Source organism: Vibrio sp. 10N.286.49.B3, assembly GCF_002873395.1.
GTDB lineage: Bacteria > Pseudomonadota > Gammaproteobacteria > Enterobacterales > Vibrionaceae > Vibrio.
In genome coordinates, this window is the sequence record NZ_MCUV01000005.1 from 1 (window position 1) to 3,714 (window position 3,714).

Sequence of the window (3,714 nt, forward strand, 5' to 3'; positions counted from 1 at the left end):
ATAAAGAAGATATAGATCATATTATGATATTGATTTGAAGCTTGCACTTCAATGTAATTTAAAATAATCTTTAGGATAATTTTTTTAACAGAAATATATTAAATGGATTTTTATAATAACGATAGCCTGACAGCTATACAGGCAAAAGAAGAAGCTCAAAGACTCGCTTTTGCGCCTATTGCCTTTCACGCATCGAAATCACTCCGCGATCTTGGCATCCTAAATTGTCTTTCTAAATTTAAGTCTCAAGGGGCGTCAGTTGAAGAGTTGACCCAACAACTTAGCAGCATTGATAGCTATGGTATTCAAGTTTTATTGGATATGGGGCTTTCAGCAGGTTTAGTTACTTGGGATGAAAAACGCTACAAAATAACTAAGCTAGGTCACTTTGTTAATCATGACGAAATGACCAAAGTAAATATGGATTTTGTATCTGATATTTGTTATCAGGGAATGGCCCGCCTTACAGAGTCTATTCTAGAAAATCGACCAGCTGGTTTAGAGGCACTCGGTGATTGGCCAACAGTTTATGAAGGGCTTTCTAAATTAACAGATAAAGAAAAAGATAGCTGGTTTAACTTTGACCACTATTACTCTGATCGTAGCTTCCCTACTATTCTTGATACGGTATTCAGTGGACAAGGTAAATCGATTTGTGATATTGGAGCTAACACAGGTAAATGGACTTTAAAGTGCTGTGAGTTCAACCCAGATATCACTGTTACTATGGTTGATTTACCTCAGCAACTAGCCATCGCTGAACAAAATGTAGCTGAAAAAGGCTTCACTTCACGTGTCACAACGTCACCTTGTAACTTACTTAATATCGATGCTCAGTTGCCAAAAGGGCGTAATATTTATTGGATGAGCCAATTTTTAGACTGCTTTAGCCAAGCTGAAATCGTTAGTATTTTGACTCGTGTTGTTGATGCAATGAATGATGATTCTGATGTCTATATTTTAGAGTTATTTCCCGATCGCCAAGAGTATGAATCAGCAAGTTATACACTAAACGGTACTAGTTTATATTTTACCGCAATAGCAAATGGAAACAGTCGCTTTTATATGAGCTATGATTTCTTACCATTGATTGAAAAGTCAGGGCTTGAAATAGTTTCTGTCAAAGATAACATTGGTTTAGGTCACTCATTGATTCATTGTCGTAAAGCTTAACTTAAAACTTGGAGCGTATTAGGTGTTCATATCCAAAACTCAATATCTTGCGCTCCTTGCTTGCTCTGTGATGAGTACTGAAATCTATGCTAATGAACTTTCATTTGGTTTAGGGGGTGGACCTCAATTCGGTAGTGATGATCGCAATAAATCCCTATTTGTTGACATGATATTATTCGATTATGCTCGCAGCCAAACACAAACTATGAGTATTGGCAGTAGTATTACCCATGCAACAACAAATAGTCATAACGGCGATGATACCTTTACTGCGATTTCTATCTTCCCTGAGTTAAAACTATCCACGACTTTGGGCACCAGTGATGTATTTTTTCATGTACGTGCATTAGGACCTAGCTATATCAGCACTAAAACATTTGGTTCACGCGAACAAGCGATGCATTTCGCTTTCCAAGCCCAAATCGGAGGTGGTATCTACCTCGATCCGCAACATAAATATCAATTGCGCTTACAGTATCGTCACTTCAGTAATGCTAACTTCAAAAAGCCAAATAACGGTATTGATTTCCCATTGATGGTGAGTCTAGGCTTTAAGTTTTAACATTAGGCAATAAAACAAAAAAGTCTAATAAAAATGAGAAAAGTAAAAACGATGCCTAACGAGAAAGGCTAGGCATCTGATTAACCTCTATTTAAAATGGACCTAACTCAATCGCTTGAGCAATAACAACAGCAATCAGTGCAGTTGCAGACCAGAATATAAATAATGGTAGGAAGAACTTCACCCACTTACCGTAAGGCACTTGTGCAATAGCAAGAACTGCTAACAAGCCACCATTGGTTGGGTAAATATAGTTTGAGATACCATCACCTAACTGCGAAGCTAGAACAGCAACCTGGCGAGTCACATCACCAATATCAGCCAGCGGAATAATAATTGGCATGGTAATCACCGCCTGACCACTACCTGATGGAATAAATAAGTTAATTAACGCTTGAGAGAAATAGATCCCTGCTGCCGCTGCCAATTGTGAAGAACCTGAAATAATTTGTGCTAGGTAGTAAATCACCGAATCGACGATCATCGCATCTTCCATGATGGTTAGTACCGATCGTGCAAAGAAAATAATAAGCACGGCAACCATCACATCACTGACACCTTTCGTCCAGTAATCACAAATACGGTTAGGTGAAAGCCCCCCTACTAAACCAGGAATAATCGCCATCGCCACAAAGCACCCAGCGATCTCAGTAAAGCCAAAACTCATTTTTAGCGTACCGAAAATCATATAACCAAAAATTGCTAAAAAGGTTATACCCGCTGCTTTTTCACGAGTTGTTAAAACTTTTGCTTCAATCTTAGCGTCATAACTATAGCCCGTACCATACAACAGACTTCTCGTTGGATCCGCTTTCACTTTACGAGCATAAGTAAGCACATAAGCAATACCCGTCAATAGCATGAACATACCTACAAGGAAGCGATACCACATACCTGAGTACATAGGAAGCTCAGCAATAGAATGTGCAATACCTGTAAAGAATGGATTTGCTAATGCCGCAGCAAAACCAGCACAACTTGATAGTAAAACAACACCAAGCGCCGTCATTGCATCATAACCAAGCTTGATACAGATAGGGATCATTAGCGCGATAAAGATAACATCCAACTCACGCATACCAGTAAAGGTCACATTGAAAAAGATCGCAATCATGATCACAGGTGCAATAACGTAAAGACCTTGCTTATTAAGCTTCGTGGTCAGTGCTACAACTGAAGTATCTAAAATACCCATACGCTTGATAACACCAAACGCACCACCAACAAAAGCAACAACGCCCATGACACCCGAAGCGGAAGTGAACCCTTTAAAAAAGGACTCAAAAAATGAAGATAATGTTGTAGGATTACTTTCAATTAGAGTGTAACTATCAGGGTCAATCACGGCGCGACCATCAATCATGACGCGCTCAAATTCACCTGCTGGAATAAAATAGGTTGCAATCGCTGCAATTATTACCATGATAACTAACGATAAAAAAGGATGATTCACCTCTTTCTCTGGTATGGCTTGCTGCACAGGGCGAGTATCCGCTGTGGTCATATAAACTCCTCATTAACCACCTCTTATACACTTTCAATTAGAAAGAAATTTAAAAAGGCTAAAAACTAAAAAAAGCAAAAACCATTCCTAGCACGCTGAATTCAGCACACCATAATGTTTTTTGCTCTTTGGGTTACTTAACGATATAACGATATGAAATATAATTAAATCAGTCCGAAAAAATACCTTTTAGCTATCTAATCGACTTATTGTGCGCGCAGTCTACCACACACTCAGTTTAAAAAGAAATTCGTGACATAGGTCACATTTGATCAAATCAGAAACTCTGCTTCGAGGATAAAGCGGAGTTTACCTCTGGGGTAATACTCATACTTGTCTGAACGACAGTCTCAATTTGGTCTCAAACGAAAATCAGGGAAATTCTGTCGTTTAATTCCTAAACGACAGATACACAAAAACACGCAGCTAAGCGTTTAATTTTCAAAGGGTTGGGAGTTGTACCTGGAGAGGAGAA

Annotated in this window: 3 protein-coding genes; 2 read left to right on the plus strand and 1 reads right to left on the minus strand. The window is 38.7% G+C overall.

The genetic code is table 11. From position 1 onward, the window contains the following. Positions 1 to 102 precede the first annotated feature (102 nt). Both BCU68_RS04195 and BCU68_RS04200 read left to right on the plus strand, forming a co-directional pair. Positions 103 to 1,173 carry a class I SAM-dependent methyltransferase gene (locus BCU68_RS04195; RefSeq protein WP_102563553.1) on the plus strand — a complete coding sequence of 357 codons (1,071 nt, stop codon included), beginning with the start codon at positions 103 to 105 and terminating at the stop codon, positions 1,171 to 1,173. A gap of 22 nt (positions 1,174 to 1,195) precedes the next feature. Continuing rightward, on the plus strand, positions 1,196 to 1,735 hold the full coding sequence (locus tag BCU68_RS04200) for an acyloxyacyl hydrolase (protein WP_102563554.1): 540 nt from the start codon (positions 1,196 to 1,198) through the stop codon (positions 1,733 to 1,735). Between the two features lie 91 nt (positions 1,736 to 1,826). Here the strand turns inward: BCU68_RS04200 and BCU68_RS04205 are convergent, their stop codons facing one another. Then, a complete protein-coding gene (locus BCU68_RS04205; RefSeq protein WP_102563555.1) occupies positions 1,827 to 3,239 on the minus strand; it encodes a YfcC family protein in 1,413 nt (470 codons plus the stop codon). Positions 3,240 to 3,714 lie beyond the last annotated feature (475 nt).